The organism is Haloarcula quadrata (genome assembly GCF_003634715.1).
GTDB classification, from domain to species: domain Archaea; phylum Halobacteriota; class Halobacteria; order Halobacteriales; family Haloarculaceae; genus Haloarcula; species Haloarcula marismortui.
Genome location: NZ_RBWW01000001.1, coordinates 1,524,614 through 1,550,569 on the forward strand (window position 1 = coordinate 1,524,614; position 25,956 = coordinate 1,550,569).

Below are 25,956 nucleotides of genomic sequence, written 5' to 3' on the forward strand. Positions count from 1 at the left end.
TAGGGCCCCCAACCAATCATTTCAGCACATCCCATGAGTCACACTGAAAGCGCCGGCGCACGACTGACGCTCGACCTGTGGCACCCGAACTGCTGGGCTATCGAAGCAACCGACCGCACCGATGGCGGTATCCTGGCACACACGGTGCAACAGACTGCACAGTCGCCGACAGCATCGGTCAACGGCGTGTTTACGGCGTACGGTGCCACGAAGTCGGCTGTCGAGGACTGTCTCGACGCAGTCCGCGCGTCGTCCCACGCTGGAGAGATACAGGAACTTCAGGCACGTGTCGGCCACAAGCGCGATGCGCCGGGCACCGTCGTCAGGCAGTTCCTGCTTGAGTACGACCCGGGTGAGTTGGTCTGTCCGACGCTACTTGAACACGGGTTCGTCCACAGCGCCCCCGTTCGCATCGAAGACGGCCGCGAACGGTGGCAGGTGAGTTTCACCGGCGAACGGCCCGAGATTCAGCCCGCACTCGATGCTGTTGAGGCTGATGCCAACGCTGACGTGTCGGTCGAATCCATCGTCACGCCGGACAGCGATACTGAGCGGTCAGTAGGTGGGCTGCGAACCGACTCGCTAACGCCGGCTCAGCGACGAGCCTTCGAAGCGGCCCGCGAAGCAGGCTACTACCAGTGGCCGCGCGGGATTTCGGTCCGCGAACTCGCCGCCGAGATGGATATCTCGAAGACGACGCTTCTCGAGCATCTCCGAACCGCCGAGTCGAAACTTCTGGACCCTGAGTAGTTTCTCCAGATGGCCCTTCCTCCAGATAGCGTCTGATATGTGAGTGTGTGCGCTTAGTGCCGATAGTCTCTGGTTCTGCCCCCGTCTCAGTCCGTGATGTGCTATGCTGGCTTGCTGTTTGGAAAGTGCCTGTCAACGGACTGTTCGACCGATTTCACCGCAGGAGCGTTCCACGGGGCAACCGGCGCATGGAACCCGCCTGTCCCGTATGCGATTAGCAAAATAGTCATTGAGACTGCATAAATGCGAAGCAGAATGCACCCCTGAAGCTACGAATGACAGAATCCGTGCACGGGATCTCGACATCGATCGACTGACTGAAGGGGGACGAGATGTCCCCCGATGTGACAAAGAACCGGTCAGATCCGGTTGCGGCTGCTGGTGACAGTCGCGACCGGCGATCGATTGACGAGCGTCTACAAGCTATCGATCCGATCTCCATCGAGACATTGCCGCTGACAGAACAGGCTGCGGCGGTCGTCGACGAGACGACCGTCGCGGCCGACCTGGTCACGCAACTCGATTTCAGTCGCTACGAACGCCGCGATCCAGTTCCTGACTGGCACGATTCGAAGCCGTTCGAGGCGATGTTCGCCGCTCTGCTCTTACAGGAACTCGAAGACACGTCCGATGGCTGGCTCCATCGGACGCTCGACGCTGATCCCGACCTCGCGACCGAACTCGGTTTCGAGTCCGGCGATCCCCCGTCGAGAAGCACGATCTCCAGAGCAGATACTGGACGATTCGCCGAACTCACGTCGACGATCGAGACGACTGCTCGCCAGATCCAGCAGTTGGCTGCCGAACGCGGCAGTCCGATCGGCACTCCCTACGAAGAGCGCGCTTCCGGGGAGCCGACAGGCTCCTCGAAGCGCACTGTCAACCGCCTCCTTCGGCGGAAAACCAGGGATCTCCTCGACGAACTTCAGACGGTCGTGTTGCCGGCCTTCGAGTTCGATCGACCCGAGGATCCCATCTACGATGACGAAGAACTCCTCACCCTCGAAGCCTGTCTCGGGGTCACAGGCACCGCCGCCAACGGCGGTGCCGAGACCTATGGCGATTACGTCAATCCCGATCCCGACTTGGACGATCCATTCTACGAGGACGGCCCGAGCGGTGAAACGCTGCTGGAAGCGATCAAGGACCTCTCTCCGACGGACATCACCGAGATGGTCAACCAGGGCGCGGCCCGCGTCTTGACGCGGGCCAAGCCCCGGATGGAATTCGAGACACCAGTTATGCTGTCGATCGACGTGACCTACGTCGCTTTCTACGGGGATCGCGAGGAACTGATCCGGGTGCAAGGAGCCCCTGACGACAAATCCTACGACTGGTGTCATAAGTTCGCGACCGCGAACGTTGTCGGGGACAACGTTCACTTCGCGGCCGCGATGCTTCCGGTTGGGAACGCCGACTACCACGATCCCGACGCCTACTCTGGAGAGGACAAATCCTATCGAGTCGGCGACGTCGTTCGCCGACTCGTCGATCACGTCACCGAGGAGTGCCGGATCAATGTTCGCCGACTCTACGGCGATGCAGAATTCTACGCCACCGACGTCTTCACTTCTCTCGAATGGCGAGACATCCGGTACGTGATCCCGGCCCCGCGCGATGACCGCGTCAAGCGGTTCATCGCGCGCATGGACGAGGACGTAGATGGGAACAAGCAAGTGACGGTCAAAGACGACCATGCTGTTCACGGTCCAGTCAAACACGACGTCAGTAATACACGGGCTGAGACGACGCTCGTCGGCCTTCCTCCCGACGAGGATCACGACGAAGTCCAGACGTTTGCGACGAATCTCGTCCTCAACGACGAGATTCGTCTCGATCGGCGCTGGACTAAGAAACAGATCACTCGGTACAGACGCCGAGGTGGGATCGAAACGGCTTACAGTAAAATCAAGGAATTCGCGCCGTGGACGACGTCGACGGACTTCTCGGTTCGACTGTTTCACTTCGGCTTCGCGGTCCTGCTGTACGATCTGTGGTTGCTGGTGGACTTTCTGGTCCAGACATTGATCGATGTCGTGGAGTTTCGCACGAAACCGCGGGTGACGGCCCCGCGGTTTCGTGCATTCCTTCGCCGGGAGGTGAGCGCATTGCTGTAAATCCCGGTCCGTGGTAGCCCTTCGTGAGAGGCATCACTGTCAAAGTCGACTGATTTGCCCGGTCTCTCCTGTCCGACCGCTACTCACCACCGCTGAGTAGCGGTCGTAACTTCTTGGTCAGCTGGTACACTGGCCCGACTTCCACCGAGAGAGGTGGTTCTCGTGCACGGATTCGGCGGCATTCGCAGCGCCACATGCACCCAATTCGATATAGCGGTATGAAGTTTATTAGTTCAGCAGCGACCATCCCGAATGCGATTACGGTGTTAAACAATTGATTAAAAAATTACAATAGCGAGTAGATTTCAGCCTCGTACACATCCCTGACTCGGGTCCCCCACTCGTGGGTGTACGTGTCGATGACGTCTTGGGCCACGTCGCCTCTGAGGTATTTGACGACGCCGCGGTCGCCGGTCCGGTCCCGAAGATGCGTCGTGAAGAAGTGCCGGAAGTAGTGCGGCGTCACATTCTCTTCGGCTCCCCCACCGTCCGTGTACCAACCGAACTCGCGGGCGTGGGATTCGACGATGTGGTGTACCATGTTCGGCGTGACCCGCTCTCCCCAGCTGTCGCTTGTAGACACAAACAGCGGCGCTGCCGGGGACTGTGTGTCCGGCCGAATCGCGAGCCAGCGTCGTAGCACGGATGCCAGCTCGGCGTCGACTGGAATCGTCGTTTCCCGCTTCCGCTTGTTGGACGCGGTCCGTTCTTCCCCGTTGCTGGCCTCGCCACGGGTCGGGTCCGAGGCGACGAACAATGAGTCCGGACGCCCGTCGAGGCCCGCTCGGACCGGGATCTCCGGTCTGGGCCCAGGGGTTTCGAGGTTGAGGTCACGGATATCGAGGTTACACAGTTCGCCGGCCCGCATTCCCGTCTTCAACAGTGTCACTATGATAGCTCGCTCTTGCGGGTGCGAGACGCTGTCTACGAACGCACGCATCGACTGGAGGTCTATCTCCCGGCGGGTCGGGTCGGTGTTGATGGACTCATCCATCTCCTCCATGACCAGCGTCATCGGGTTCGATTCGAAGGCGCCTACCTGAGTCATGTACGCGAAAAACCGGTGCAGATAGGAGGCATACGTCGCGACAGTGCTTTCCTCGACATCACCACGGAGGCTGTGGACGTATGCCATGCAGTCCCGGTGCGAGGCCTCTCGGACAGGGAGGGGCTGGTGGCCGTCCGCCAGATAGGATTCGAAGTCCCGAAGGACGCGCTCGTAGGATGCACGAGTCCGGTCGCTCTTTCCGTGGTACGTGATATCATCGAGGAAATACCCGACCGGGTCCGACTCGGCGTCCGGCGTGGCTGTATCCGTGCTCATTCGTCTCGAACATACCCCCCGTGTCGCCCGCTGTACTGCACTTTGTTGTCTGACTGCAGTTCCTGCAGTACGTCTTCGAGTCGCTCCTCGATATCGTCGGTCAGCTCTGCGAGCAGGTCGTCCCACTCGTAGTAGTCCCCGTCAGCAAGGATCTCCTGGACCCGGTCTTTCAGCCCGTCACCCCCAGGGGTAGCGTCCGGAGAATGGGGTTCCTCACTATTGCTCCCAGCGGCGTCTGATTCAGTTGTCTCGGAGGCTGTTGACTCGAATCCGCTTCGACCCGCCTGTACCATCGTCCGGACGAACTCGCTTTGACTCATATCCAGTTCTTCGGCGTGGGCCTGCCACTGTTCTTTCTGGTAGGCCGGAATGTACGTCCGAACCGTCGTTCGCTCACTGTCACTGGACACATTTCACCCTCGGACGCTGGGAACTTCAATGTAGTCCCATACTCAGAGATAAAAGCCTTTATTTGGGTGTATAGTACCCCATTTCGCCGGCATTTGCTGCGTTACTGCAAAAAATTCTACATTTTGACGGATAGTAAGCACACACTCACAAATATTAAAACAGGTGCAGATCACCGTACTCTCTCTGGTTGGTCCGCCTGCTCAACCGGATTTAGGTGGACGAAAGCAGACTGCCGCCTGTTAACAGGTATTAGTATTCGGTTTGGTGCAGTGAACGACCACGGGGAGAGTCCGAGACTATACAGGATCCACTACTCGCCAAAGTCGAACCTATGGAGCTGGCAGTCTGTCTACCTGCTCGGCCTCACTGATTTCTCTGCACGGTTCGGTTGGCTCCTTGACCTTCCCACACTACGTAGCATCCACAGTCCCTCGGATGTGGTATGTGTCACTGTAGCTGGCATCCTCTCAGCGGAGAACGGCGGCAGTTTTCCTCTTGAGTCTCAGCCAGTCTAGTGTTCCCGGACGCGAGATGCTTGTCACACAGGACGGTACTCCGGTCTATGCGCTAGTCTTTGAGACAATGAAGGGTAGACTCCAAATAGGCGTGGTCGTCCCGCTCAATCCCACGAGCCGCGTCGTCAGCTTGACTGCCTGTTTTGCGTGCCACTCCAGAACCGTTTCTGACAACGTACGGTCGGCTCGGCCTTCGATACATACCGGACAGTGAGCGTGGTCTTGATCTCCCGTCGACAGGCCTGCATCGCCCACTGCAGGCACTTCTGGCATCCTTCTCACCGAGAGACACTGAGTCCACGCTGCCCTCGTCCAGTCGTTCCAGGAGGGCGCGACATAGCGCTTCTAGAGCGTGGCGGCGTCGGGTCCGCTTCCGGGACCGTTGCCGGAAACGCTCGCTACTGCATTGGCCTCTCTGTGGCCGTCCAGAAAACTCCGCCTTCCGTGGTTCCGAGCGATTCCGTTTCTCGGGCAACTTGGACTGTCACTGGGCGCTTTTCTGTCGTTTTACGGAACCGCTGGACCAACTCACAACCTTCGTACAGGGTATTGCTCGTTGGTCGTGGTATACGGGCGACGAGAGTATGCGCACCAATGTCCGAAGCGCCGTTTCGTCGGCCAGTAGCGTGTCCCGTGCCTCGCCAGAACAGTCGCGGGTTGCAACGCTCGACAGGTGCACTCAGCCCCGTCGTGTCGTAGGTCCAGCCTGCTTCTTGTCGTCAGGATAATATGGGTCACCAGCGGTTTCGAGCTGGAGACGCCTGATTTGGTTGTATCAGCCTTTCAATTGGCCCCCATTCAGCACCTCAGACTCGGACTGCTCGCCTCATTCGACGATGTATGAGTGCCGCGAATGCTACCTTTGCGTACACGCCAATCACGATCATTGCCATGGAAGTCCGGCGGGCTCGGTATCCCGTGACTGACGTATTCGGCCCGTCACGAGACCTGTTCGCACCGAAGAACCCGCGTAGCGCTTCGCCGTCTTTGTGTATCATCCGGAGAGTGTAGTGCACCGAGAATAGCCTTGTATTGGCTTCAAGCGACCCTGTCTCGGCGTGGCAGCTCCACGCACGTAACACCAAACACCTCCGATAGATGGACTCCAGTATCACTCACGAGCACTAAGATTGCTGAACCGAAACCCTCCTACATTAGCGTGTCGAGACTGAAGCTAGCGATATGCGTTCCCGACGACACGCGTTCTCTCAGGAAGGTGAGTCCGGTGGCTAACGACGCACTCGTCCTTTTGTTCATGATTGCGATTGTACTGGTAGTCATGGCTGTCACCCTTATTGGCGGGTTCTATCTGGTCAAATACCTCGTCGAGCGTACGTTTAATTCATAAGTTCGGGCCTGCTGGGGTTTCTGACTGTGGGGCTGACTGACTGATATTTCCGCGAGTGATCCATTCTGTAATTACTGATAGTAATCTCTATACTACACTCTCGGTGATCTACCCGGAACACATAAACCGTATGTGGCTATATTGAATTTGAGTTAGCCACTACCTATTCAGATTGGAGAGCAATCCCTTGGGGAACGGCGGGCTATCTCACGCTGGCACGTCGACTGACTCCGGAAGAGGTGAGCCGGGCTCCCTCGTGGCGAGGACAGTCTCTCCCCACGAGCTACTTGAATTCAGCGTTGGCTCACCGTGAAAAACGATGGCTGTCAGCAGAAGCCGACGCTGTATAACCGCCTGTTCACTGTGAAATCAGCCGTCCCCATCTTCTCCGGTCGCCGCTCCCAGAATCGTCGTTTCGGTGTCGAAATACGTCGGCGCATTGGTGTCGATTTCGAATTCCAGAACGGTCTCAAGGTCGCCGGAGCCCCCGGCGAGTTGTTCTGCAAGATCGGCATACCCCTCAGTGAGCGTTCGGTACTCGTCTAGTTCTGCCTGTTTCGCTTGCGCTTGCTCCTGCTTGGCCTCAATGTCTGCGACAGTCGCCTCCGCACTGGCGTCCGGTCGTTCGGGACCCCCAGTCAATGAGGCGCGCGCATCAGCAGTGTCCTGTTCGATCTCCGCAAGTAAATCGGAAAGCTCCGCACTGCGCTGGTCCAGATGACCCGCAAGAATCGCAGCTTGGGTTCGACAGTACTCGGCGAGTTCTGCTCGTGAGATATCGCCTGCGTCGTCGCTCATTGAATCTGGTACGACGCCAGCGCGAAAGTCGGTTTCGGTGAGAGCAGTGAAGCGGGTTACTCCTCTTCCTCTTCGCCGAGGCTCTGTGACGGACCGCCCGAGAAGACGAACTCGTGCTCGGCTTCGGTTTCGAAGCGGTTCAGGATGTCCCCGAGTGGCTTCGCATATCGTTTGAGCTGCTCGGCTCGCGAGGACACTTCGTTGAGCTCTGCAGCCTGCTCTTCGGCTGCGCCGGCGACGGTCTGGGTTTCGGCCATCATCTGGTCACTCGTTTCGGCGGCTGACTGTAGCGTCGTCGCCACCGTCCGGAACCGCTCAAGCGAGTCGCCCAGATCGATGTCCGGATTATCCGCTTCCAACTCTTCGAGCGTGTCTACAAGGGTGTCGAGGTCCTCGGAGATGGTTGCGAGGCGGTCCTTCTGGTCGTAGGCGTCGTCGGAGATCTTCTGTGTCGATTCGGCGACCTGTTCGGACGCGTCACGGACGGACTCCGCACTCGACAGAACGACGTCTCCAGATTCCGCGACTTCGTCGGCGAAGCTGTTGAGCTGGCCGATGGTCTTTTCGAGTTCGTCGACCATGCCGTTGAATTCGCTGGCGATACGGTCCATCGACTCGTTCTCGCCGTCTGTCGCCATCCGTTCAGTGAGGTTTCCAGCGGCCGTCTCCTCCATCGCGTCGGAGAACTCCTCGGCCTTCTTCTGGAGGTACTTGTTGACTTCGAGGGCTTCGGCGCGGGAAACCTCCGCTTCCTTCTGTGCACGCTCGGCCTCGTTGATCTGTTCTTTGAGCGCGTCGCGCATATCAGCGAACCCGCTGTACAGGCGACCGATGTTGTCGATACGACTGGTAGCGATATCGATGTCGAGGTTCCCCTGTCGCATCTGGTCCGTCTTTCGGGTCAGGCGGTCGATCGATGTTGCCGTGTTGTATCCGAGTATCGCACCGACGCCCGCAATGAGCAACACCATCAGCGCCGTCCCGATGAGCCCGTACTGCTGGACGTTCTGGACGAAGCCAAAGACCGCGGAGTTGGGCGCGTGCACGAGGACGACCCAGTCTGTCCCCTGTATTGGTGCATAGCCAACGGTGTAGCGTTCACTGAGCACGTCGGCCGCCGGCATATCAGCGGTGACACCAGACTGCTGTTCCGAGGATCGGAGGCCGTTCGCTTCGCTGATCGGTTCGTTAGCGCGGCTGTTCTCGCTGTATGACTGCAGCATATTCCCTCCGAGGCCGCGGCTCCCGTCTCTGGGTTCGTCGATCATGACGACCGCCGACCCGTTGACGACTTGGGTAAACCCGCCTTCAGCCCTGTTGTTCCCCTGAAGCGAGTTCGCGATCTCGTCAAGCGAGTATTCGATGAGGATATACCGATTCTGCGAGGCATCGACAGGGCTGACAAAGCCGACGACCGGGCCCGAGTTCGTCTGGTACACGTCGGAAACGACGACATCGCTTGCCGTTTCGAAGTTCGTACCGGTAAGCCAGGCCCTGCTCGTCGATTCGAGCGGTGAGTTGGTCAGCACCTGTGAGTTAGATGTGCTGGCGACAACTTGCGATTGGGCGGCATTGCGTTCAACCAGATGGATGTCGGCAGCATCTGCGGACAAAGCGGCTTTCCGATTGTTGAGTTCGATATCGATATCATCGGTATCACTACTGGCCCAGATGTCGTTGGACGAGACGAACTGGGTTGATAGCCGGTTTCGGTCTACCCACTGTGACAGGATGTCAGCTTCCTGTGCAGCGGCGTTTTCGTAGTCACTCAGAACCTGTTGTTCCGTGTAGTTTTTGACCTGCTCTGTCGCGGCAAGGCCAACGAGACCAACCGACAGCGCCATAATAAAGAGGACGATACCGAATTTGAGTGCGAAGTTTCGCCGGATGACATCCGGGACGACTGTCGCCAGAATCCCACCGGAGGCGTTCGAATCGTTCTCTGAACTGTCTGGTATCTGTGTCTCTCCTGAACTCATACTTAGCTCCCTCCAAGCGAGCAGTTAGCCGCTGGCCCGCTGTCGCACGCATATTGTACATCCGCTGGCTCCCCAATCAGGTCGTAGTAGGTGCCGTAGGATTGCTGTATCTCTGACTTCCCCCTTACAACCGGTACTTGACGCATCGCCTGATGGTCACAGGCCCGGAGCGTCTGCGGTCCGAGACCGGCGTCGTACTCGTGTCCTTCGAGCGCTCCGATGACATCGATCGGGTTGAACGTTCCCGCCCGCTCGACTGCGCTGGCGTATTGCAACGTTTGCGTGTACGCGATGTGCGCTGCCCCCGATGGGGCTGCCGATTTCGAGGACCCCGTCGAACTGCCATACTCCTCACGGAACGTTTCTCGGAAGGTGTTAGACAGCGGCGAGTTGATCGCCGGACTCCAGGCGACTGTTCCGATAACGCCCTCTATCGCACCGCCTGCGGTCTCGGCAATCTCTCTTGAAGCCATCGGAAGGACGATATTCGATTCCGGGAACTCGTCTCGGAATGCTCTGAGTGCGTTTACTGCGTCGAGGCCGCCGAGCCCGAGGACGATCACGTCGAAATCAACCGACTTGATGTCTGCGGCGTACTGGGAATAATCGCTTGTCCCGACCTGTGCAGTCGTATCCCAGACAGGTGCCCAGCCGACATTCCCGAGGGCTGCATCCATATCGTCCCGGAGCGTCTGACCCCAGTCGTTGTCCTGAAAGATCTTGACGTAATTGGCATCTTTTCCGAACTCGTCACTGAGGGCTGGGGCCAGCGCCTCGGCCGCCATGTGGTTGTTGAACATCTCGCGGAAGGAGTATCGGTTGCAGTCAGCACCCGTCAGCGAGTTCGTGTTAGCCATCGTCGCCATGTAGATAACTTGGTTCTGCGCAGCAACCTCCTGATTTGCCAGGCCAGCACTGCTTGACGTCCCACCAGCAAGCATAATCACCTCCTCACCATCAACAAGCCGCTGTGCGTTGCTTCGGGCAGTATCTGAACTTCCACCCGTGTCCTCGACAACGAATTCGACATCTTTGCCCAGAAGTCCGTCACCGTCCAGAGGCGAATTGTACTTCTCGCTTGTTACCCACCCACCACCGTTGTTAATGTGCTTGACCGCGAGTTTGAAACCGCGTATCTCCTGCTTACCGGCCGTTGAGTACGCTCCGGAGGAAGCAACGTTGAAACCGAACGTCACCGAATCCCCGGATACCGGAAAGTTTCCAACTGGAGTTGGGGTCGGCGTCCCGTCCCCATCTGTCACACCCTCGCTGCCACCACAGCCCGCAAGTCCGGCCAACCCGGCGGCACCAATCGAACGGAGTAGGTCTCGCCTAAAGACGGACGGCCCACCACCATTTCTCCCTGAATCCATACTGGCGTGTGTAAATTACTACAGCACATAAACTTTTGGAGAAAACTAATGCTGGCGGTACTCACCAATTAAAACTACGAAGTAACTGTCTATAATATAGTAAGAGGTGATTACCGCCGCCGTCAGACGACTGGTTCTCCGGGATTTATACTAAGCCAGTGAGCAACGGTGGATATGACGGAGTTAGTTACGTTCGGTGAGACGATGTTGCGGTTATCGCCACCTGGCGACGAGCGACTGGAGACCGCAGACCAGTACGCCGTCAGGGCGGCTGGCGCGGAGTCGAACGTCGCAGTTGCTGCGCAACGGCTCGGAGTCGACGCGATGTGGGCGTCAAAACTCCCCGAGTCACCGGTCGGTCGCCGAGTCACGGGTGAACTTAAGCACCACGGCGTGTCGGTCGATGTTGCCTGGGACGACTCCGACAGCGCCCGACAGGGAACATACTATCTAGAACAGGGCAGCCCACCACGGGGCAACGACGTTATTTACGATCGCCAAAACGCCAGTGTCACAACCGCCACACCAGCTGAGCTTCCCACGGAGGCCATCGCAGACGCAGCGGGGTTCCATACCTCGGGGATCACACCGGCGCTCTCGGAGACGCTCGAATCGACCACTGCTGACCTCCTTTCGCTCGCACAAGGCGCGGGCACGACGACGAGCTTCGACCTGAACTACCGCTCGAAGCTCTGGACGCCGGCGGAAGCCCGTTCAGTTCTGACAGAGCTATTCCCGTCTGTCGACCTGCTCGTTGTTGCCGAACGCGATGCGAACGTCGTGTTGGACCGGACCGGCGACGCCGAAACGATCGCTCGGGACCTCGCCGCCGAGTACGGGTTCGAAGCGACAGTGATCACCCGTGGTAGCGATGGGGCGCTCGCGCTTGCTGATGGGACTGTAACGGAGCAACCGACGTTCGAGTCGACCGATGCGCACCCGGTTGGGACCGGCGACTCCTTTGTCGGTGGTTTCCTCTCGCAGTACCTCTCCGGTGGCACCGTTGCAGACGGGCTTGCTTGGGGTGCCGCGACGGCCGCACTCAAACGGACGATACCAGGCGATATTGCTGTCGTATCACCAGACGAAATCCGTTCTATTCTCAGCGGCGATACAGAAGCGATTTCGCGGTAGCTACGGCGTCCAGCAAGCTTCTTATCCCTTCGCGGGGAACGGCAGGGTATGATTAACTATGAACGCTGTAAACTGTGGCTCCCTGGATGCGGAGGTCACAATGCGTAGCGCAAAGATCGTCTGTACTCTCGGTCCTGCGTCGGACTCGGTCGACGACATCGCGTCACTCGCAAAAGCCGGTATGTCCGTTGCCAGACTGAACGCGAGCCACGGCTCGCCGGAACACCGCCGTGAAATGATCGATCGCATCCGGCAGGTGGACGAGGCAGTCGAGGAACCGGTCGCGGCCATGCTCGATATGCCTGGGCCGGAAGTCCGGACCGCGGAGATCGACGAACCGATTCAGCTCACGGAGGGGTCTACCATCCGGTACGTCGTCGGTGACGACGCGACGCCAGAAGAGGTCGGGCTTTCGCAGTCGATTACGGCAGTCGAGCCGGGCGACCGGGTGTTACTCGATGACGGCCGAATCGAGACGACCGTCGAACGTGTCGAGGACGAGACAGTGTTTGCGGCCGTCGAGAACGGCGGCGAACTGGCCGCCCGCAAAGGCGTCAACGTTCCCGGCGTCGAACTCGACCTGCCGACGATTACGGAAAACGACGAACAAGAACTCGACGTGGCCGCCGAGAAGGAGCCTGATTTCGTGGCCGCCTCGTTTGTCCGTGACGGCGAGGATATCTACGAGATCAGCCAGGCACTCGAAGAGCGCGGTGTCGACATTCCGATCATCGCCAAGATCGAACGGGCCGGTGCCGTCGAAAACCTCGACTCGATCATCGACGAGGCCTATGGCGTGATGGTTGCCCGCGGTGACCTCGGCGTGGAGTGCCCCCTTGAGGATGTCCCTATCATTCAAAAGCGCACCATCCGCCGGTGTCACGAGGCCGGCGTCCCGGTTATCACGGCTACCGAGATGCTTGACTCGATGGTCCACTCTCGGCGGCCGACCCGCGCGGAGGCCTCAGACGTGGCAAACGCAGTTCTGGACGGTACCGATGCAGTGATGCTCTCTGGTGAGACGGCGATCGGTGACCACCCGACCCGTGTCGTCGAGACGATGGACCGGATTATCCGCGATGTCGAGGGCAGCGAAGAGTACGCCGAATCCCGCGAACAGCGCGTGCCAAACGCCGGGGATACCCGAACAGACGCGCTCGCACGCTCGGGTCGGTTCCTCGCCCGCGACATCGGGGCGTCGGCGATTGTCGCCGCGTCCGAGTCCGGCTACACTGCCCTGAAATCGGCGAAATACCGGCCATCGATTCCCATCGTCGCGTCGACACCGAGCGAGCGCGTCCGCCGGAAGCTCGCGCTCTCGTGGGGTATCACACCCGTAACGACCGAGTACACTACCGAGGGCGCTGATGCCGTCATCCAGACGGCAGTTCAGGCGGCCCTCGACACCGAAGCCGCAGACAGCGGTGACACGGTCGTCGTCCTCTCTGGGATGATGACCGAACTGGAGGGAATGAATACGGCGAATATGCTGAAAGTCCACGTTGCGGCCGAAACGGTCGCGAGCGGTCGGTCCATTGTTGATGGCCTAGTGACTGGCCCCGTCCATCGGATTTCGACGGCCCCGCCCCGGGAGTCGCCAGGCGACCTCTCGAACGTCCCCGAGGGGGCGATACTGGCGGTTCCAGAAGGGTTCGACGGCGAGTTCGTTGGCGACACCAGCCGCATCGGTGGCATCATCGACGGCCATGAGGGCGTCACGAGCTACGCAGCTATCGTCGCCCGCGAGCTGTCGATTCCGATGATATCGAACGCGGACCTGCCTGATGCTGTCTCCGACGGGTCGACTGTTACACTAGACTCCGAGCGCGGCGTCGTCTACGAGGAGTCCGTTGGACGAGAGGACATCTCAGGCAGGGAGCGAGACTACTGACCGCAGTAGAATCTGTGTAGTTAAGTATCGGTGGGGCAACCCTTCGACCAGCATGGGCGCTTACGCAGGGGTCGACCTCGGAGCGACACATATTCGCGCTGTTATCGGTGACGAGACGGGCTCGATAGTCTCGTCACACAAAACTGAAACACCACGTGGACCGGCGGGCATTGCGGTCACGGAGGCGGTCCTCGACGCGATCCGGCAGGCCTGTGACGCCGCCGACATCGCCCCCACAGACGTGGTTGCCGCCGGTATCGGATCCTTCGGCCCGATGGATCTGGCCGAAGGTGTCGTTGAAAACCCAGCGAACCTTCCAGACACCATCGACCGGATTCCGCTGACTGGGCCGGTCGAAAACCTCATCGGCAGCGAGCGAGTGTCGCTACACAACGACGCCAACGCCGGCGTCATCGGCGAACGGTTCTACTCGGACCGGAGCCCCGATGACATGGTGTATCTCACTATCTCATCCGGAGTCGGCGCTGGGGTCGCCGTTGACGGGAACATCCTGTCAGGCTGGGACGGCAACGCCGGCGAAGTCGGGCATCTGACCATCGATCCGCACGGTTTCATGACCTGTGGCTGTGGGCACGACGGCCACTGGGAGGCATATTGCTCGGGCGAGAACATTCCCCGGTATGCCACACAACTGCACCGAGAGGACCCCGTCGAGACGGCGCTCCCAATCGAGACTGAGGAGTTTTCGGCGGCAGATATCTTCGAGTATGCTGGTGAAGATGAGTTCGCGTCTCACGTTCTCAACCAGATCTGTCACTGGAACGCTATCGGCGTCGCGAACATCGTTCACGCGTATGCACCTCTCGTTGTCTACGTCGGTGGGGCCGTTGCACTCAACAACCCCGAGCAGGTGCTAAATCCGATCCGGGAGCGGCTCGATGACATGGTGATGTCGAACATTCCGGATATCCAGTTAACGCAGTTTGGCGACGATGTCGTGGTTCGTGGTGCACTGGCGTCCGCACTGACTGGCGGCACAGGCGACCCGTCACAGCGCGTTTAAAAAGCGTCGACCTGACCGCGAACCGTTGGGCTACTGCTGCAAGTCGTACAGCCGTCGGAACGCAGTCGGCGGGAACCGCGGTTCGACGCGGCTCGGTGGGCGTCCCTGACCATTAGTGACCGTCGCTTCGACGCGGTCAACGACGCCGGATTCAGCCATTTCGTAGAGGAACCGTTTGACGGTCCCGGCAGAGAGATCGACTGACTGTGCCGAGGCAATCGCCTCCGTCGTCGCCGTTACCGAGGAGCGTTCGCTCTCCTCTAGGTCGATGAGTTCCCTGAGAACGGTCTGTCGGTTCGTCGGCAGGGAGAGAACAACGCCTAACGAAACACAGGGGTCGGGCACCTCCGCGATGGCCGCGTCGACGTTGGCCTGTGTGATCCGGTCCTGGCCCCGTTCCTCGGCCAGTTCTGCAGCGATAAACAAAGCGGCAAGGGCATCGTGGGCGTTGCCGTCGGCCCAGTCAGCGATATGTCTTGCCTGACCGTGATCAAGTCCCTGCTGGGCCAGCCCGTTCGAGGTTCTGGTCATCAACACGTCGACGAGCATCTGGCGCTGGTAGCGGTCGATACTGATCGACTCGGCGGTGTACCGCGTCAGTTCAGTTGTCGACGGGTCATCGCGACCGATAGCGAGCCAGCTAACGTTGCTCGGTAAGCCAGCAAACAGGTCAACGAGGGCCGGGGCCTGGATGCTCTCCGGTTCGCCGATGTGGTCGACAGCAATGACGATGCCTGTGCGTTGCCCTCGGACCAGGTCGTGGAGCCGTGACTTGAGCGTCTCCGTCCCGATCCCATGCTCCGGCACCGAGTCGTCAACAAGTGCGTCCAGAACCGCGTGGTAGAACGCGAACTCGCTTGCGGTCTCTCGGGCGTTCACGTAGACGAACGACGGAGAGGTCGGTGGCTGTGCACGGGTCGTTGTGTGGATAATCGCCTGTTGCTCCGTCGGGAGCTGTTCTAAATTGGCGAACAGCGCCGTGATAACCGCGGACTTCCCTGAACCGCAGGGGCCGTACACGTACGCGTTCGGCGGAAGCTGCCCATCGAACACTGGATCGAGGTGGTCGAGGAGCCGTTCGAGGACCGGCCCGCGGTCGGCCGGCTCCTCTATGTGGACGACCGGTGAGATAGACTCGTAATCCTGAATGAGCCGTGGCTCACCGTTCCGGCGTTGTCGACGCTTGATTCTCGCTTCAATGTCCATGCTTGGAAATTAGATCGTGTGTATATTCGATTGGACCTGTAAATAAAAAGCCGTATGAGTTCTTACGGCAGGGGGATCGCTGCGGAGGTCGTGAACACTCCAGCCAGTGCCAGAATGCCCAGGATGAGGGTCGTCGTGATGATCGACGCGGCTGGCGGGTCGAAGTGCGTATCTGAGTGGGCGTAGAAGATACGCTGGTAGACCTCACCGAGCAGCGCACCCAGGATACCGAAGGCTGCACCGAGCACAAGTGCGACTAGGACACTCGCTCCGTCCGTCATCGCCATACTGGCGACGAACGTCGCCGGGAGCGTCATGTGGTGCGTAACCGGGAATTTCTCCACGCCGAGGTTCAGGAACAGCAGGCTCGCTGCTGAGATACCGAACGGGAGGAAGAGACTCCCCGTTTTCGCGAAGATGTACGCACCAAGGATGCCGGTAATGAGCCCGAGCATTGCGACGTGCGTCCACTTGTACTGGTGTGGGAGCCACGGTTCGACAGCCGGTCGTTCGGCGGCCATTCCACCATCCGTTGCGACTTCTTCACTGCTACTCGACCGCATCTTGCCGCTCTCGAATGGCGACATATCCAGCAGGCTGCTGCCGCGGACACGTCCGATAACCGGGTACCCGAAGACCAGACGGGCGATAACAGCCGTCAGGATGACACCTGCTGCAGGCGGGTCAATCGGAATCCCGAGTCCACCGGACGTCTGCCGGATTGCCATACCCAGGATACCGAAGACCCCACCGACAGCAAGGACATCCGGTCGAGTACCGAGGGCGTAGGCGATGTCCTTCGCTGGGTGGTAGTCACCGTCGTCCGGCTCGTACATACCGTCGTACTTCGCAGCGTACGCTGCTGCTGCCACACCACCGGCGAAGGCGACGTGCGGCCCGAACACGGGACCGAAGGCCAGTGGACCGACGATGCCAGCGCCGTAGCCACCGGCGGCACCTGCAATGACATCAGGCGAACCGCCGACGAATGACTCGGAGACGACGTTGCCGGCCTCTCCGATAAGCACCATGAAGCCGGTGAAACAGAACGCCGGGAGTGCACCGATAGAGGCCCCGAACGCGCCACCCGCGAACGCCGCGATGGCAAGGACGAGCATATCAACCGCCGTGAGTCCGAATGCGATTGCCATCTGTTATTCCTCCTGTGCCCAGTCACGGGAACGGTCGACGGCGTCGTCCCAGCGGGCGTACATCTTGTCTGCCTTTCCAGCGTCCATCTCCGGCGAGAACTCCTCGTCGACCTGCCAGTTGTCCCGAAGTTCGTCGACGGTGTCCCAGTACCCGACGGCGAGGCCGGCTGCGTATGCCGACCCGAGGGCAGTGGTCTCGTCGACCTGCGGTCGAGCGATGTCCGTCTGGATGATGTCGGACTGGAGCTGACAGAGGAAGTTGTTCTTGACTGCACCACCGTCGACTCGCAGCGTCGTCATCTCGACACCGGAGTCTTCCTCCATCGCTTCCGCGAGGTCGCGGGTCTGGTACGCGATGGATTCCAGGGTCGCACGCACGATGTGCTCTTTTCGCGTTCCGCGGGTCATTCCGACAATCGTCCCGCGGGCGCGGCCGTCCCAGTGCGGAGCGCCGAGACCCGTGAAGGCCGGCACCATGTAGACACCGTCGGTTGATTCAACCGAGCGGGCCAGTTCTGCTGTCTGGGCGGCGTTGTTGATGAGGTCGACGTCCTCGAGCCATTCGATGGCCGCGCCGGCGATGAAGATGGAGCCTTCCAGCGCGTACTGGACAGGCTCACCGGACATCTGGAAGCCGACGGTCGTCAGCAGGCCGTTATCCGAGGCGACTGCTTCGGAGCCAGTGTTCATCAGGTAGAACGCGCCGGTGCCGTAGGTGTTCTTCGCATCACCCTTGTCGAAGCAGGTCTGGCCGAACAGCGCGGCCTGCTGGTCACCCAGCGCGCCTGCAACGGGGACTTCCTCTTCGAGGAAGCCGTCCGCGTCGGTGTGCCCGTACAGACTCTCGTCGGAGGACGGGCGGACTTCCGGAACCATGGACTCCGGAACGCCGAACTCTTCGAGGAGTTCATCGTCCCACTCCATGTCGTGGATGTTGTACAGCATCGTCCGCGATGCGTTCGAGACATCCGTGATGTGGTTGCCGGTGAGCTTGTAGATGAGCCACGCGTCGATGGTCCCCATCAGGAGTTCACCGTCTTCGGCTCGCTCACGGAGGTCAGCGCCGCGCGAGCTCTGCATCTTGAGTGGTTCCGCGTTGTCGAGGATCCATTCGGTCTTGGTCGCCGAGAAGTAGGCGTCACATTCTAGCCCGGTCTTCCCCCGGATCCATTCGACTTTGTCCTCTTCCTGAATTTCCTCGACGCGGTCGGTGGTTCGGCGGTCCTGCCAGACCAGCGCGTTGTGGACCGGTTTGCCGGTCTCCTTGTCCCAGACGATCGTCGTCTCACGCTGGTTCGTGATGCCAAGCGCTTCGAGCTGTTCGGCACCGACACCTGCATCCGCCAGCCCCTTCGTCACGACTTCCTGCGTGTTTTCCCAGATTTCGATGGGGTCGTGCTCAACCCAGCCGGGCTCCGGGTAAATCTGTTCGTGCTTCTCGTAGGCATTCGCAACGACCTGACCGCTGTGGTCGAACACCATGAAGCGGGTACCGGTCGTTCCCTGATCGATCGCGCCAACGTATGTGTCTGCCATTGTTGTGTTCTCCGTGGTGGAGGTAGCTTATTTATGAAAGCTACCACCTTGCCAGTAAACAACATAGTGAACCATTATAAAGATTACTAATGGTGATGTTTGGAGAGTAAAGAAAGAATATGACGGTGCTACCGGCCGGAATCGTACCGTTCAAGCTGTTTTGTGACCTGTGTGTCGAGTCGCTTGAGCGCGGACGGGACCGAATCGGGTCCGTCCATACTGTCGACGGCGTCTTCGATGATCGTTCGCACTGTGTCGAACGGGCCTATCTGCGCGCCCCGCGTCGCCGTGGTGTCACGTGTCTCCGTGAGCTGGTCGAACGCCGTCCTGTAGTGTGGGTTCTGTTCGAACCAGTCCGCCGACCGGAGCTGTGGAATCGCATCCGCGTGCACTGGGAAGTAGCCGGTTTCCTGATGCCACCGACGCTGTTGAGCGGGTTCAGTGAGCCAGGTGAGGAATTCACCCACAGCCTCGTGAACCCCCTCGGAAACTTCGTCACCGACCCAGAGCGATGCGCCGCCGACGAGTACGCCGGTCCGGTCGTCAAGGACGGGGAATCGGCCGGTCCCGACATCGAAGTCGGCGCTGCTTTCGATACTGTTCAGCGACGATGTCGAGCCGATCAGCATCGCGGCGTTCTCCTCAGCGAAATGGGTGCGAGCCGCGCCTCTGGCCTCAATACCGGGGTCGTGGTACAGGCCGTCCGCTTCGAGGCCCTGCCACCAGTCGAATAAGTTGTGGGCGAACTCGCCATCGAGATAGCTCTCCGTCGGTGCCCCGGACCGCCCGTTGTTCTTGTCTACGAGGAGTTGGTCGGCCTCGGCAAACCACTGCTCGACGAACCATGAGTAGTTCGCAAACGTGATCCCAGCATCCACGCCACCCCTGTCGACGAGCGTCTCAGCCGCGCTCCGAACGTCAGCGAGAGTTTCTGGCGGCGAATCAGGGTCAAGTCCAGCCTGTTTGAACGCATCGCGGTTGTACGCCATCACCGGGTTCGACGCGTTGAACGGGAGCGAGTGGAGCGTCCCGTCGAACCGGTAGTAGTTCGTCACCGGGTCGAGCAGTGAGTCGATGTGGGCTGTCGGGAGGAGTTCCTCGACAGGTCTAAAGTATCCACTGTCGCGCGCACGCGTGGTGCCGATCTCAAATATCTGTGCGATTGCCGGTGGATTACCGTTTTCAGCGGCGTTCAGCGTCGCATCGAGCGTCCCGCGGTAGCTCCCTTTCGACCGCAGTGCGAGGCTGATGCCGTCAGTCTGTGATTCGAACTCGCGAACGAGTTCTTCCAGCAGTAACGCTTTCTCACCGCCCATTGCGTGCCAGAACTCGACGACGGTCCCGTTCGTGTTGGCCGCCGCCGCACCGGTCGCCAGTTCAAAGGAATCGAGTGATGCATCCAGTGACTCGGCTCGCTCGGTGAGCGTCGAGACACGCGTCGAGACCTCCGCGAGTTCCGTCGTCTGGTCCGCTGCGGCGTCAGCGGCGACGGCCGCTTCTTCGGCCGTCCGGGCGCTTATCCCCTCGACATCGTCAACCATCGACACGACTTCCTGTGTGGAATCGGCCTGCGTATCCGTCGCATCATCGATTTCCTGTACGCTCGAATCGACCTCTTCGACCATCGAAACGACGGCATCCAGTTCGTCGAGTGCGCTGGCGACTGACGAGCGGGTATCTTCGACACTGTCTCGAGTGTCGTGCATCTCCGAAACCGTTGCGTCAGCCTGTTCGTGAACTTCTTGGATGGAGGTCGCGATCTCGTCGGTCGCTTCCTTTGTCTCGGTTGCGAGCGATTTGACCTCCTCGGCTACAACAGCGAATCCGTCGCCGGATTCCCCTGCTCGGGCCGCTTCGATGTTGGCGTTCAGCGCCAGCATGTTGGTCTGGTCCGCGACGTCCGTGATGAAATCAACAATCTCCTCGATGTCCGACAGCAGGTCGTTCAACTGTTCGACCTTGTCGACGGTCGCTTCGGCGTTGTCGGTCAACTGGTCAAGCGTCGTCATTGCCGAGGATGCCGACTCCAGTGCGGATTCGCCTCGAACGCTGGCTTTGCCTGACGTGTCCGCGACCTCGTTTGCGGCGCTCGCTATCTCCTCAATCGTCGCCGAGAGGTTCCGCATCTCGTCGGAGATCGACTGTATCTCGTCTCGCTGCTCGTCCGAACCGGTAGAAATCTCTCCGACAGCACCGCTCACGTCCCGGCTAGCTGATTTGACTGACCCGAGGCGGGTGTCGACCTGTTCCGTTGCGGCGGTCACCTGCTCGCTGAACGATGCCATCCGGTCGACGGTGTCTGTCCACTCCCGGAGCAGTTCATCGTATGCCTCATACAGCGGTGCAGCCGCCTCAATCGGCGGCTCTCCCAGTTTCACGGTGAGGTCGCCGTCGGCGTTTTCTCTGGCAACAGTGGCGAGGTGGTCGACAGCGGTTTCGAGCGCCCGGCGGTCTGCCCGCTCCTGTTCGAGTTCCGCCGCCAGTTGCTCACACTGTGCTTTCAGTTCCGCCCGTTCGGGGTCGGGTTCCGTTTCCCCGGCCGCTTGTTCTTCTTGGAGGGCTTCTGTTGACGGCCGTCCACGCTCTGACTCGCTTCCATCCCGCCCCTCTGTGACGCCACCGTCGGTGCGTTCCCCGTCAGGCGGGCCGTCTTCTGAATCAAGTGGGTTCCATTTACTCATTGTCACTCCCGTTGGCCAAACGGCCAACACGGTCTCGGGGATAATCAACTATCAAAATATATAATAGTTACTGTTGGGTGGGTAGCGGTGATAATTAAAGTTTGAGAAGGTAAAATACTGTCAGAGTCCGCCATTATAGCTCTAGAATTTTAATATTCGATTTTATTTTCCACATTCGAGTAGTTGTGTACGATAACTCGGACAACTGTCAGTCGAAACATTCCATGTCAGGCGTTTACAATTGACAGTACAGTTCGTCGGTATTCCTCATGATTACATAGAAAATTTACTACCCAAGCACCAGCAACGGTAAAGTGAAGTGTGTGCGCTCCAAAATCACGGAAAGATAGATGGGACCGACACCACACATCGCCGTCATCGGTGGCGGCTCGACTGGGGCGGGCATCGCGCGGGACCTCGCGATGCGCGGGCTCGACGTAACCCTCGTAGAACAGGGGAATCTGACCCACGGGACCACCGGTCGAATGCATGGGCTGCTCCATAGTGGCGGGCGGTACGCCGTTTCGGACCAGGCCAGTGCGACCGAGTGTATCGAGGAAAATCGAGTTCTGCGAGATATCGCAAGCCACTGTGTCGAAATGACCGGTGGCCTGTTCGTCAAGCGACCTGAGGACTCCGAGGAGTACTTCCAGAAGAAGCTCAACGGCTGTGAGGAATGCGGCATTCCCGCCGAAGTCGTCTCCGGCGAGGAAGCCCGCGCGATGGAGCCACATCTTGCCAAGGACATCGACAAGGCAATCAGCGTCCCTGACGGCGCTATCGACCCGTTCCGGCTGGTAGTCGCGAACGCCGCGAGCGCACAGGAGCACGGCGCACGCATCGAGACACACACCAAAGTGACTGACCTCCTCGTCGAGAGCGGCGAGGTCGTCGGTATCGAGGTCGAACACGACTCTGGCCCCGGGAAGCGAGTTCATGGCACTGAAGGCGGGACCGAGCAGATCCGGGCCGACTACGTCGTGAACGCGACAGGAGCTTGGGCCGGTCGCATCGGCGACATGGCCGGATTGGACATTGAGGTCCGCCCATCCAAGGGCGTCATGACCATCATGAACATCCGTCAGGTCGACACCGTCATCAACCGCTGTCGGCCCAAGGGCGACGCCGACATCGTCGTGCCCCACGAGACGACCGCGATTCTTGGCACGACCGACGAAGAGGTCGAGGACCCTGAGGACTACCCCGAAGAGCAGTGGGAAGTCGACATGATGATCGACACTCTCTCGGAGCTGATTCCGATGCTCGATGAGGCCCGGACCATCCGCTCGTTCTGGGGCGTCCGTCCGCTGTATGAACCGCCGGATGTCGGTAGCGACGACCCGACCGACATCACGCGGGACTTCTTCCTGCTCGACCACGACGAGCGCGACGACCTGCCCGGCATGACCAGCATCGTCGGCGGGAAGTTCACCACCTACCGAATGATGGGTGAGCAGATCGCTGACCACGTCTGCGGGAAGTTCGGCATCGACGCTGACTGTCGGACCGCCGACGAGCCGCTCCCGGGCAGCGAGGACTTCTCTGTGCTGCGGGATTACATGGACGAGTTCGGGCTCCGGTCGCCGATCGGTCGTCGGAGCGTCGAGCGGCTCGGCTCCCGGGCCGATGACGTGCTCAAGACCGACGGGCCGAACCCGACAGTCTGTGCGTGTGAAGGCGTTACCCGCGCCGAAATTCAAGACGCTATCGGGGGCTCGGGCTCGGACCTCAACGCTGTCCGCATCCGGACCCGTGCGTCGATGGGCAACTGTCAGGGCGGCTTCTGCTCGCACCGGATGGCGAGTGAACTCCACTCGGAGTACGACGAGCCGGTCGTCCGCGAAGCCTGGGACGAACTGCTACAGGAGCGCTGGAAGGGGCAGCGACACGCCCTCTGGGGCGAACAGCTCTCTCAGGCAGCCCTGAACTACGCACTGCACGCTACCACGCAGAACCGCGACCAGGACCCGGCGGACGGCGAGCCGGTCGACTTCTCGGCGTTCGATTCGGGCCGCGGACAAACAGGCGGCAGCGTGGATAGCGCAGACGTGGCCGCCGACGGAGGGACAAATGGCTATTGAGTCGGAGGTACTCGTCATCGGCGGCGGCCTCGGCGGGCTGACCAGCGCACTGGCGGCCGCCCGTGAGGGAGCCGACGTGCGACTGGTTTCGTATAAACAGAGCACGCTCCGACAGGCGTCGGGTCTGGTAGACGTGCTCGGCTACACACCGGACGGCGATGGCCCGCTAACCGACCCGTACGAGGCGATCCCGTCACTGCCGGAGGCACATCCCTACCGAAAGGTCGGCGTCCAGACGGTCCGGGACGCACTATCGCTGTTCGACGATGCGGTCCCGACCTACGAAGGTGAGCACACGGACACGAACGCACTCCTGCCGACCCACGGCGGAAGTATCAAACCGACTGCCCGCTACCCGGCCGGAGCCAGCGCCGGTCTCGCCAGCGACACCCGCGACACGCTGCTGGTCGGCATCGAAGAAATGGTCGACTTCGACGCGCCCCACGTCGCTGCCCATCTCGACGCAACGGGCGTGCCATTCGATGTCCGCGGCGAGACCATCCGGTTCCCGGGCGACCTGCGCGCGGACGCGAAGGTCACGCGGTACGCAAAACTGCTCGACACCAACAGCGAGGTGGCAGTTCGCGGGCGAATGGTCCCGGCCCGCGAGGCGCTCGCCCAGCGCGTGAACCCGTTGCTGGAGGACGAAGAGCGGGTCGGCTTCCCGGCGATTCTCGGCGACGACAACCCCGGTGCGATCCGTGATGCACTGGGCGACCACCTCGGCGTCGACGTGTTCGAGGTCCCGATGGGGCCGCCGTCGCTACCCGGCCTCCGACTGGAGGACGCGCTGTTCTCGGCACTGGACGAGGCCGGGGCCAGCATCGAGACCGGCAATCCAGTCGTCGATTTCGACGGCGAGGACCGTATCGAGAAGGTATTCATCGAGAAGAACGGCGCGAAGATACCCAACAGCGCCGACCAGTACGTTCTCGCGACCGGTGGCTTCGTCGGCAAGGGCGTCGAGTCCGACCGCGAGGGCGTGTACGAACCGGTGTTCGACTGCCACATCCCCCACGCCTCGGACCGCTATGACTGGTTCGAGGGTGAACTGTTCGGCGACCACGAGTTCGCCCGCTACGGCGTGGCGACCGACGACGACCTTCGACCCCTCGATGCGAGCGAGCACAGCGAGTTCGAGAACCTGCGCGCTGCCGGCTCCGTACTGGGCGGCTATGATTTCGCCGCCGAGAAATCCGGTAGCGGGGTCTCGATCGCAACAGGCTACGCGGCGGGCCAGCGCGCCGCACAGGAAGCACGATGAGTGACGCTGAAACCCCACCAGAGACAGAGTTTGACCCGGTAGCACCGAACACAGGCGAGGAGTTCGAACCAGTTGATGTCTTCCCCGACAGCGACGACTTCGACCTCCGGCCCGGCGCGGACTCCTGTTTCAAATGCTCGACCTGCGACACGAACTGCCCCGTCGCGGAGGTCGACGACGACTTCCCCGGCCCGAAGTTCCAGGGCCCCGAGCAGTGGCGGCTCAAGCAGTCCGACGACGATCACGAGATCGACGACTCGGTGATGGACTGCTCGAACTGCATGCGCTGTGACAACGCCTGCCCATCGGGCGTCCCGCTCAGCCAGATGCACAACACCGCTCGCGGGGAGTACGTCAGCGAGCAGATGGACAAGCTCTCCGTCGAGTACATCCGGAACCGCATCCTCGCGAACTACCGCACCTCCGCGTTCTTCGCGAGCAAGGTTCCGCGGCTGGCGAACTTCGCCATGAACTTCGGGCCGGCCCGCTGGGTCATGGAGAAGACGCTCGGTGTCACCAGCGAGCGTGACTTCCCAGAATTCGCAAAACAGACCTTCCGCGAGTGGTGGGCCGACCGTGGCGGTCAGGTCAAGTCGCGAGAGAACGCGAAGGCAGCCCGCAAACGTCGCGGGCTCCCCGAGGACGCCGACAAAAAAGTGGCGTACTTCCACGGCTGTTACTCCAACTACAACACGCCGGAGGTCGGCAAGGCGATGGTCCGCGTGTACGAGGAGTTCGGCTACGAGGTTGTGGCACCCGAACAGAAGTGTTCCGGGACGCCGATGTTCGCCAACGGGATGCTCGACGACGCCCGCCGCCACGCCGAGACGAACGTCTCGTCGATGTCCGAACTCGTCGACGAGGGATACCACGCCATTGCCTCCTGTACCTCGTGTTCGATGGCGCTCCGACAGGAGTACCCCGAACTGTTCGACATCGACGGCATCGACAAGGTCGCCGAGAACACCTTCGAGGCTGTCGAGTACCTTCGCATCCACGAGGACCTCAAGGGCGAAGTGCAGGCGGCCGACGTGGACGGCGACCTCGCCGAGGAGTTCGCCTACCACGCGCCGTGTCACTCACGCAACCAGGGACTCGACCGCCAGGCCGTCGAACTGTTCCGCGACCTCGACGGCGCTGAGGTCGAGGACGTGGGTGACTCCTGTTCCGGCATCTCGGGGACCTACGGCTGGAAAGAGGAGAAATACGAGAAGTCGATGGAGATCGGCGAGGAGATGTTCGAGCACATGGAACACGCCGAAGGCGAAACCGGCATGACCGAGTGCCCGACCTGCGCGATGCAGATGGAACACGGCAGCGGCTACGAGATCCGACATCCGCTCGAACTGCTGGAAGCTGCGCTGGTGGAGTAA

18 protein-coding genes are annotated in these 25,956 nt (G+C 60.4%); 9 read left to right on the forward strand and 9 right to left on the reverse strand.

The features are described 5' to 3' along the window. Window positions 1-33 precede the first annotated feature (33 nt). Complete coding sequence (locus tag BDK61_RS07860) at window positions 34-750, forward strand: helix-turn-helix domain-containing protein (RefSeq protein WP_121302934.1); 717 nt, start codon at window positions 34-36, stop codon at window positions 748-750. Window positions 751-1,094: 344 nt separating this feature from the next. Next, window positions 1,095-2,867, forward strand: coding sequence for a transposase (locus BDK61_RS07865; protein WP_244209698.1), 1,773 nt, complete (start codon window positions 1,095-1,097; stop codon window positions 2,865-2,867). A gap of 286 nt (window positions 2,868-3,153) precedes the next feature. Here the strand turns inward: BDK61_RS07865 and BDK61_RS07870 are convergent, their stop codons facing one another. Continuing rightward, window positions 3,154-4,191 (reverse strand): tyrosine-type recombinase/integrase, encoded by a 1,038-nt coding sequence (locus BDK61_RS07870; protein ID WP_121302935.1) that lies wholly within the window; start codon window positions 4,189-4,191, stop codon window positions 3,154-3,156. Continuing rightward, window positions 4,188-4,601 carry a DUF5805 domain-containing protein gene (locus BDK61_RS07875; RefSeq protein ID WP_004962123.1) on the reverse strand — a complete coding sequence of 138 codons (414 nt, stop codon included), beginning with the start codon at window positions 4,599-4,601 and terminating at the stop codon, window positions 4,188-4,190. The genes BDK61_RS07870 and BDK61_RS07875 overlap by 4 nt, the downstream gene beginning before the upstream one ends. A gap of 1,741 nt (window positions 4,602-6,342) precedes the next feature. Between BDK61_RS07875 and BDK61_RS24155 the strand changes: the two genes are divergently transcribed. Then, window positions 6,343-6,465 carry a hypothetical protein gene (locus tag BDK61_RS24155; RefSeq protein WP_004962120.1) on the forward strand — a complete coding sequence of 41 codons (123 nt, stop codon included), beginning with the start codon at window positions 6,343-6,345 and terminating at the stop codon, window positions 6,463-6,465. 369 nt (window positions 6,466-6,834) lie between these two features. On the opposite strand, the gene BDK61_RS07885 is transcribed toward BDK61_RS24155, so the two are convergent. The 3 genes from BDK61_RS07885 to BDK61_RS07895 are packed head-to-tail and all read right to left on the reverse strand — an operon-like array spanning window position 6,835 to window position 10,438. Next, window positions 6,835-7,263: a hypothetical protein gene (locus BDK61_RS07885; RefSeq protein ID WP_121302937.1), complete on the reverse strand. Its 429-nt coding sequence runs from the start codon at window positions 7,261-7,263 to the stop codon at window positions 6,835-6,837. Window positions 7,264-7,319: 56 nt separating this feature from the next. Continuing rightward, window positions 7,320-9,242 (reverse strand): HAMP domain-containing protein, encoded by a 1,923-nt coding sequence (locus BDK61_RS07890; RefSeq protein WP_121302938.1) that lies wholly within the window; start codon window positions 9,240-9,242, stop codon window positions 7,320-7,322. Window positions 9,243-9,244: 2 nt separating this feature from the next. Further along, a complete protein-coding gene (locus tag BDK61_RS07895) occupies window positions 9,245-10,438 on the reverse strand; it encodes an ABC transporter substrate-binding protein (protein WP_121302939.1) in 1,194 nt (397 codons plus the stop codon). 351 nt (window positions 10,439-10,789) lie between these two features. On the opposite strand from BDK61_RS07895, the gene kdgK1 reads away from it, so the two are divergent. The 3 genes from kdgK1 (at window position 10,790) to BDK61_RS07910 (ending at window position 14,664) form a co-directional block, all read left to right on the forward strand. Then, the gene (gene kdgK1 / locus BDK61_RS07900) at window positions 10,790-11,749 is read left to right on the forward strand and encodes a bifunctional 2-dehydro-3-deoxygluconokinase/2-dehydro-3-deoxygalactonokinase (RefSeq protein WP_121302940.1); all 960 of its coding nucleotides are present in this window, start codon (window positions 10,790-10,792) and stop codon (window positions 11,747-11,749) included. Window positions 11,750-11,849: 100 nt separating this feature from the next. After that, a complete protein-coding gene (gene pyk, locus BDK61_RS07905) occupies window positions 11,850-13,640 on the forward strand; it encodes a pyruvate kinase (protein ID WP_121303915.1) in 1,791 nt (596 codons plus the stop codon). 52 nt (window positions 13,641-13,692) lie between these two features. Next, window positions 13,693-14,664, forward strand: coding sequence for an ROK family protein (locus BDK61_RS07910; protein ID WP_121302941.1), 972 nt, complete (start codon window positions 13,693-13,695; stop codon window positions 14,662-14,664). A gap of 30 nt (window positions 14,665-14,694) precedes the next feature. On the opposite strand, the gene BDK61_RS07915 is transcribed toward BDK61_RS07910, so the two are convergent. From BDK61_RS07915 to BDK61_RS07930, 4 genes are all read right to left on the reverse strand, one after another. Then, window positions 14,695-15,870 (reverse strand): Cdc6/Cdc18 family protein, encoded by a 1,176-nt coding sequence (locus BDK61_RS07915; RefSeq protein WP_004962098.1) that lies wholly within the window; start codon window positions 15,868-15,870, stop codon window positions 14,695-14,697. Window positions 15,871-15,932: 62 nt separating this feature from the next. Further along, window positions 15,933-17,021 (reverse strand): hypothetical protein, encoded by a 1,089-nt coding sequence (locus BDK61_RS07920; RefSeq protein ID WP_004962095.1) that lies wholly within the window; start codon window positions 17,019-17,021, stop codon window positions 15,933-15,935. A gap of 3 nt (window positions 17,022-17,024) precedes the next feature. Beyond that, window positions 17,025-18,557 carry a glycerol kinase GlpK gene (gene glpK, locus BDK61_RS07925; RefSeq protein ID WP_121302942.1) on the reverse strand — a complete coding sequence of 511 codons (1,533 nt, stop codon included), beginning with the start codon at window positions 18,555-18,557 and terminating at the stop codon, window positions 17,025-17,027. A 128-nt stretch (window positions 18,558-18,685) separates the two neighbouring features. Continuing rightward, window positions 18,686-21,238, reverse strand: coding sequence for a methyl-accepting chemotaxis protein (locus tag BDK61_RS07930; RefSeq protein ID WP_121302943.1), 2,553 nt, complete (start codon window positions 21,236-21,238; stop codon window positions 18,686-18,688). 350 nt (window positions 21,239-21,588) lie between these two features. On the opposite strand from BDK61_RS07930, the gene glpA reads away from it, so the two are divergent. The 3 genes from glpA to BDK61_RS07945 are packed head-to-tail and all read left to right on the forward strand — an operon-like array spanning window position 21,589 to window position 25,956. Beyond that, complete coding sequence (gene glpA, locus BDK61_RS07935; protein ID WP_004962086.1) at window positions 21,589-23,319, forward strand: anaerobic glycerol-3-phosphate dehydrogenase subunit GlpA; 1,731 nt, start codon at window positions 21,589-21,591, stop codon at window positions 23,317-23,319. Then, window positions 23,309-24,583: a glycerol-3-phosphate dehydrogenase subunit GlpB gene (gene glpB, locus BDK61_RS07940; RefSeq protein WP_121302944.1), complete on the forward strand. Its 1,275-nt coding sequence runs from the start codon at window positions 23,309-23,311 to the stop codon at window positions 24,581-24,583. The genes glpA and glpB overlap by 11 nt, the downstream gene beginning before the upstream one ends. After that, window positions 24,580-25,956, forward strand: coding sequence for an anaerobic glycerol-3-phosphate dehydrogenase subunit C (locus tag BDK61_RS07945; protein WP_121302945.1), 1,377 nt, complete (start codon window positions 24,580-24,582; stop codon window positions 25,954-25,956). Before glpB ends, BDK61_RS07945 begins: the two co-directional genes overlap by 4 nt.